Annotated in this window: 3 protein-coding genes; 2 read left to right on the top strand and 1 reads right to left on the bottom strand. The window is 70.8% G+C overall.

What is annotated here, in order from left to right; all coding sequences use genetic code 11:
* Positions 1–399: 399 nt before the first annotated feature.
* Both D7X55_RS32785 and D7X55_RS32780 read left to right on the top strand, forming a co-directional pair.
* Positions 400–1,725, top strand: coding sequence for a PPC domain-containing protein (locus D7X55_RS32785; RefSeq protein WP_158616255.1), 1,326 nt, complete (start codon positions 400–402; stop codon positions 1,723–1,725).
* A gap of 25 nt (positions 1,726–1,750) precedes the next feature.
* A complete protein-coding gene (locus D7X55_RS32780) occupies positions 1,751–3,310 on the top strand; it encodes a hypothetical protein (RefSeq protein WP_121725118.1) in 1,560 nt (519 codons plus the stop codon).
* A gap of 16 nt (positions 3,311–3,326) precedes the next feature.
* Here the strand turns inward: D7X55_RS32780 and D7X55_RS32775 are convergent.
* Positions 3,327–6,979 (bottom strand): ATP-binding protein (locus D7X55_RS32775; RefSeq protein ID WP_121725117.1); only part of this gene is annotated, 3,653 nt, incomplete at its 5' end.

Below are 6,979 nucleotides of genomic sequence, written 5' to 3'. Positions count from 1 at the left end.
GGCCCCCTCGCCGCCCCCTCCGTCTTCCGGGTCCGCGTGCGAATCCACGCGGCGTCAGTCGCGACGCCTGCCTGACGTCTTGAAGGCTTACACGGCGGCCGTGGCCCCTCCATGCGCTCTTCGGCTAGGGTGCCCCCCGTCCCGGGAGCCCATGAGATGTCTTTGAAAACACGTTCACTGTCTGCCTTTCTCGTTTCCTGCTGTCTGTTCATGGGCTTGGGGTGCGACTCCACTCCGGATGAGCCGGCGCCCCTGCCGGACGCTGGAACGAGCGTGGATGCGGGAAGCGATGCGGGTCCGGATGCCGGTGTGGACGACTGCACGCCCGAAGGGCCCCCGCCGCCGGGGGTTCCGGAAGGCCACACGTTCCTGTGCCCATCCTCGACGCGCGTTCAAACCGTGGCGTGGACGGATCCCCAGGTCACGCTCCGCTTCGCCTTCCCGGGCAGGGCCGGGCGGCACTACGACTTCCTCATCGAGGAGTACCGGCAGCGGATCGTCATGACGTTGAAGGACCCGTCCGGAGCCGTCCTCGAACACCGGGAAGGCGCCTTCGGCAATTCGCCGCTGACCTCGCACTGGTCGGGGTTCACCGTGGAGGGCTTCTACACGCTGGAGGTCTCGGCGGCGCCGTTCGAGCTCACCCGGGACCTGGTCTTCCGCTTCGTGGATCAAGGGCCGGACGCGCACGGTGACCTGCTCACCACGGCAGCCCCCTGGGCCCCCTCGGAGCAGCCCTTGATGGGACAGGGAGAGCACGAGGGCGAGCGCGACGTGTTCTCGTTCTCCACCGTGGCGGGCCACGTCTATTCGTTGGGCTGTGACTTCTCGCACCCGGGCTGGTGGCTGTCCTTCTTTGATCCGGTCCTGAACTACGCCGTCAGCGAGGTGAACAACACGAACGTCATGGAGCTGCAGGCCTCCACGGCCTTCAAGGCCCCGGGGGAGCGGTCCTTCGCCATGGTCCGGGCCAACAACTCACTGGTGGCCCCATCCCCTTCCGCCTACCAGTGCCGGCTGAAGGACGAAGGCGCGGAGGACCACGGTGAGCGCATGGAGACGGCGACCGCGCTCCCCGAGGGGACGGCGTCCGTCGAGGGACGGCTCGACTACCGTGGCGACTTCGACGCCTTCGCGCTGAGCGTCCAGCCCGGACACCACTACCGCGCGACCTGCGTCCCCGGCGCCACGCCGCCTGACTGCCGGGTCCTCGCGGCGCCGCCGGGCGGCGAGTTCGACGGGTTCAACGACATCGTCCTGGCCTTCAAGGCGGCAGGAACCTCCCACTACGTGGGGGTGCGGGGGGACGGGGTCCTGCGGGCGCGGTGGACGTCCGCCCCCTACACGCTCCGGTTCGAGGACCTGGGCCTGGACGACCACGGCGACACGCGGGAGACCGCGACGCCGCTGACCGGGCCGTCGCAGACCGTCACCGTGCACATCTCCGAGTTCATCGACGAGGACTACCTCTCCTTCCAGGCCGTCGCCGGGGGCCGCTATCGCCTCAGCGGCGACTGGAGGGACACGTCGACCGGGGCGCAGCTGTTCTCAACGCTCTACGATGAGCAGGGGCGCTCCATCCGGACACCCGGGCAGCACGTCGGCTCGCGCTGGGTGAAGGAGTTCACCCTGCCCACGGCGGGGACCTACTACTTCGCGATGAGCGTCTCCCTGCAGGAGAGCTTCATCGACCACACGGTCCTCTTCGAGGTCCTGGACCCCTGACATGCCCATCCCAGGAACCCCTGTCATGAACGTGAAACAGCAATGGCGGTCTGTCTTCCTCCTGTCCGCCGGGCTCGTCCTCGGTGCGGGATGTGATTCCACGCCGGAGCCTCCGCCGCTCGTGCTCGACGCCGGTGCGGACGCAGGGACGGATGCGGGCGTGGACGCCGGCCCGGACGCGGGCGTTCCGGATGGCGCCACGCTGCTGACGCCCTCGGATGAAGTGCACACCCTCACCTGGCCACCCGGAGGGGGCGTGCCGCTGCACTTCGCCTTCGTCGCCCAGGGATGCCGGCACTACGACCTCACGGTGGAGCCGGGGAGCCTGGGGTACTCGGTGGTCCTGCGGGATGCGGCGGGCACGAGGCTCGACGCCGCCGACCAGTACAGCGATGACACCAGCTTTCCCCCCAGCCCGCTGCACTGGTCCGGGTTGAAGCACGGCGCCGTGCACACGTTCTATCTGCTCCCGCTCACCAGCCAGCCTCGCGTGCCGTTCCAGTTCCGCCTGGTCGACCGCGGGCCGGACGACCACGGGGACCTGTTCCTCCGGGCGACGCCCTGGACGCCGTCGGAGAAGCCCTTCACGGGCTACACCGAGCACTGGCGCGAGCGGGACCTGCTGTCGTTCGAGACCACCGTGGACCACGTCTACGCGCTCGGCTGCTCCTTCCCGAACCCGTCCTGGGAGCTGCGGATCCTCGACAGCCAGCAGAGGGCCCAGGGCCGCGCGTTTGACCCCAACGACCGGGAGACCGAAGGCGAGGCCCGCATCAAGTCCCTGGGAGGCACCTACGTTGCCTCCATCCAGGGCAACTCCTTCGATGATCCGTCCCGCCCCTACACCTGCGTGCTGAACGACCTGGGGCCGGACGACCACGGGGACACCCCGGAAGCGGCCACCCCGGTGCCGGCGGGCACCGCGTCCGTGCAGGGGAAGGTCCAGGCGCCCGGAGACCGCGACGTCTTCGCCCTGTCCGTCCAGCCCGGGCACCACTACCAGGTGTCCTTCACCCTGACGGGGCAGAGCCAGGGCTCGCTCCAGGATGCGGCGCCGGGGGGCCTGTTCGGCACCCACCCCGCCTCCGCGGGCCTCCCCACCTCGACGTCCTTCAAGGCGTCCCAGGCGACGCACTTCGTGCGGATGACGGGCGCGCCCGCGCTCAACTCGAAGTACGTGACGGGGAACTACACGCTCCAGGTGGAAGACCAGGGCCTGGACGACCACGGGGACACCCTGGACACGGCGACGGCCTTCCCGGACGGTCCCCAGACGCTGTCCTTCCGGATCGCCAACGCCATCGACCACGACGTCTACACCTTCCAGGCCATCGCCGGACGGCGCTACCAGCTCGACTGCCCCTGGAAGGTGTCGGGCGCGAAGCACCGGCCGTATGTGGGCTTCCTCGACGCGACAGGGGCTCGCCAGGCGTCCTCCCTGGAGGAGCGGGACGACGTGCGCTGGCAGGCCGTCTTCACCGCGCCCCAGAGCGCCACCTACGCGCTCGAGTTCTGGGCGGACTTCACGTCGCCAGGGACGGTGCTGGGCGACATGGCCTGTCGCTTCGAGACCCTGGCCCCCTGAGGCACACCCCGCACCGTCAGGGTGCCCGCCGCAGGGGCAGCTCCACCACGAACGTGGCACCGGCACCGAGCGCGCTCTCCACGGTGATGGTGCCACCATGGGCGCGGACCGTCTCGCGCGCGAGATAGAGCCCCAGGCCCAGCCCGCCGTAGTTGTACGCGGGCGCGGCCTGCTCGAACCGCTCGAAGATGCGCGCCTGGTCCGCGCGGTCCACCCCGGCTCCCCGGTCCTTCACCTCGAGGCGCGCGAAGTCTCCCGTCACTCGCGCACGCACCGTGATGGGGTGGCCCGCGCCGAACTTCATGGCGTTGAGGAGCAGGCTGGTGACGAGCCGCCCCAGGCGGGCGCGGTCCCATTGCCCCACCACCGCCTCCCCGAAGTCGGGCTCCACGGAACAACCCGTGGCCTTCAGCCGCTCGGCCAGGGCGTCCACCTGCTCCCGCACCAGGGTGGACAGGTCGAACGTGTCCAGCTCCAACGCCAGCGCTCCCTCCTTGAGCCGGGACACCTCGAGCATGTCGTCGGCCAGATAGGCGAGCCTGCTGACCTGACGCTCGAAGGCCCCGAGCAGGGTCACGAGCCGGCCCCCGGTGGGCGCATCCGGCGCCTGCGTGCCCATCACCTTCCGGATCGACTGCACCTGGAGCCTCATCGCGGTGATGGGGGTCTTGAGCTCGTGGGAGGCGATCGCCAGGAAGTCGTCGCGCACGCGGACCGCCTCCTGGGCCGCCTGGTAGAGGCGGGCGTTCTCCAGGGAGATGGCGGCCTGCGCGGCCAGCACCTCCAGGGTGAGGATCCGCTCGGACGTGAACGCCCCCGGCAGCTGGTTGTTCTCCAGGTAGAGCATGCCGGCGAGGTCCGCCTTCCGGACGAGCGGAATGCACAGCACCGAGTGCACGCGCAGCGAGGCGAAGTACGGATCCGAGGAGAAGGGGCTCGGCTGGGAGGCATCGTCCAGCAGGACCGGCTGCCGCATCCGCTGCACGTGCGCCAGGAGCGAGCCCGGAAGCTCGGCACCGGGCGCGACGGGCTCACCGAGGACGGCGACCTGGATGCCCGACTCCGTCAGCTGCGCCGTCACCCGCACGAAGGGATGCCCCCCTTCGAACGTCATCAGGCATCCCCGCTCCGCGCCCGCCTGCTCCAACGCGCTCCGCAAGAGCTGCTCCAGCAGCCGCGGCAGGACGATCTCCTGGGAGAGGATCTGTGACGCATGCACCATCGCGCGCGCATCCAGCTGCGCGGGCTCCGCGTACAGGTGGTGCGGCAGCGCACGCGACAGGCGCTCCTTCATGCGCGGGTACAGCTGCTCCAGCTGGCGCAGCTTGGCCTCGGCGCCCCACTCCCGGTACGCGCGCCAGGCCTCCTCCAGGTAGGCGTCCGCGGCGGTGCTCAGGCCTCGGGAACGGTAGAAGCGCGCGGCCAGCTCGGCCGCCAGCGCCGCGTATTGGACGAGTCCGCTCTCACGCGCGGCCCGGAGCGCCTGCTCGTAGTGCTCCTCGGCCTCCCCGGTGCGTCCGTGCCTCCGCGCGACCTCCGCCGTCACCAGCGCATTGAAGGCGAGGAAGTTGGCGGGACAGAACGCCGCCAGGTTCCCGAGGAAGGCGCGATGGCCTTCGAACTCCTCGCTCCACTTCGCCTGATCCTCCGCCGGTGCCTCCTCCCCGTGGGCCGCCAGGGTCAGGGCGACCAGGAAGACGGCATGGGCCTCACCGTACTGGCCCCGCTGGGCGACGATGAGGCCGGAGAGCTGTCGCGCTTCGGCGAGCGCGGCGGCGCGGTTGCCCAGGACGAGGCGGAGCTCCAGGCGGCGGAGGCGGAACCAGAAGCTGGCGAACGGCGGCTGACGGCTCACCCGCTCGGCGAAGGCCGCCTCCTCGAGCGTCTCGTGGGGGAGCGCCGGAGGGCGGCCGCGCAGCGCCTGGGTGAGGCGCTGGACGACCTCGACACAGAGGAGCAGCGGCTCGTTCCCGATGCCGCGATTGAAGTCGGCGGCCGTCCGCGCCGCGCGGTCGACCTCCTCGAGCCGTTCGCCCGCGGCCAGCGCCAGCATGCAGCGGTGGGTGAGCCCCAGGCAGACGAAGACCACGTCTCCCGCCCGCCTCCCCGCGCGTAGGGCCCGCTCGACATAGGTGTAGAGGGAGCGCGGCGGCTCGACCCAGGAGAGGATCGCGACGCCCACGACCAGGGACACCTTCGCCTCATCCGCGACGAAGCCGTGCCGCTCCACCAGCGCGAGCGCCACGCGGGCGATGCTGGCCGCCCTGGCGTACTGCTTGTGGGTGATGACCAGTTCGAAGCCGTAGGCGGTGAGCCCCATCGTGGAGGCGGAGGTCAGTCCATGCTGGAGCGTGAGGCTCACCATCTGGCACGCCACCAGGTGGTGCAGCCGCGGGTTGCTGAAGTAGGCCGTCGGCAGGAAGGAGGCCAGCACGCTCATGGCGGCCTCCATGTCCGGAGCCCGCATGGGCGACAGGCTGAGCAGCGCCTCGATGGCGTGCTCTCCAAGGAGCTGCGCCACGGTGCGGTCCGCTTCCTCCAGTTGCTCCAGCGTGGGCTGGGGGCTCAGCGCGATGCCGTACTGACGGAGGCAGGCACTGGCGCTGTCGATGGCGGAGCCCAGGTCGCCCCGGGTGGTGTGAAGGTCGATCCGCGCCCGGTAGACGCTGGCGCGCTCGGTGGGGGTCCGCGCATGGTCCAGCAGGACGGTCAGGAGGCGCGCCGCCGTGTCCAGGTTGCCTGCGGACAGCTCGCTCTCCGCCTCTTCCTGGTGAAGGCCCTGGGCCAGCTCATGATCCACGGCCCAGGGTTCGGGAGCGAGCAGCGCCTGGCCCGCGTGGAGGTAGCGGATCGCCGCGGCATGGGCGGAGGCGGTCCTGGCCCGCCTGGCGGCGAGCAGGTTGAGCCGGGCGATCGCGATGCGCTCCTCCCGCGCGTCAATCAGCTCGATGCCCTGGTCGAGCTGGGTCACCAGGGTGAACACGCGCTCGGGAAGCAGCCGCGGTAAGGTGTGCGCGAGCAGCCGGCGGCCGATGCGCAGGTGCGTGGCGGCGCGCACGTCGGGTTCGAGGAGCGCGTAGGCGGCCTGCTGCACGCGGTCGTGCGAGAAGCGATAGGTCCCTTCGAGGTGCGGGAGCAGCAATCCCTCGCGCACCGCCACGTCCAGCGCGACGCGCAGGGCGTCCTCCTCGAAGCCCCCCGCCGCGATGAGCGATGGGAGCTCGACGGTCGCGCCCAGGCAGGCCGCGAGCGTGAGCGCTTCCTGCGTGAGGGCGGGGAGGCACCGCAGCTTGCCGAGCATCAGCTCGATGACGCCTTCGCCCAGCTCCAGCGCGCGGATGCGGTGGGCGCTCCACCGCCAGGCGCTCCGTCCCCGGTCGAAGGTGAGCAGGCTGTCGCGCTGAAGCGCGGAGAGCAGCTGGAGGGTGAAGAAGGGGTTGCCGTGGGTCTTCTCACAGACCAGCGCAGCCAGCGGAGCGAGGGGGCCTGGATCCGCGCCGAGCGTGTCGCCGATGAGCCGCGTGCAGTCCTCGCGCGACAGCGGGAGCAAGGTGAGCTCCGTCACCCGCGTCTGGCCCTTCTGGAGCGCGTCCAGGGCGAGCACCAGCGGATCGGACGGACCCCTGTCGCGGTCGCGGGAGGCCCCGAGGATGAGGAGGGGGTGGGGAG

Origin of the sequence: Corallococcus sp. AB049A, assembly GCF_003668885.1 — a bacterium.
GTDB lineage: Bacteria > Myxococcota > Myxococcia > Myxococcales > Myxococcaceae > Corallococcus > Corallococcus interemptor.
The sequence above is the reverse complement of the archived record's forward strand: the minus strand, read 5'-3'. Positions and strand labels throughout refer to the sequence as shown.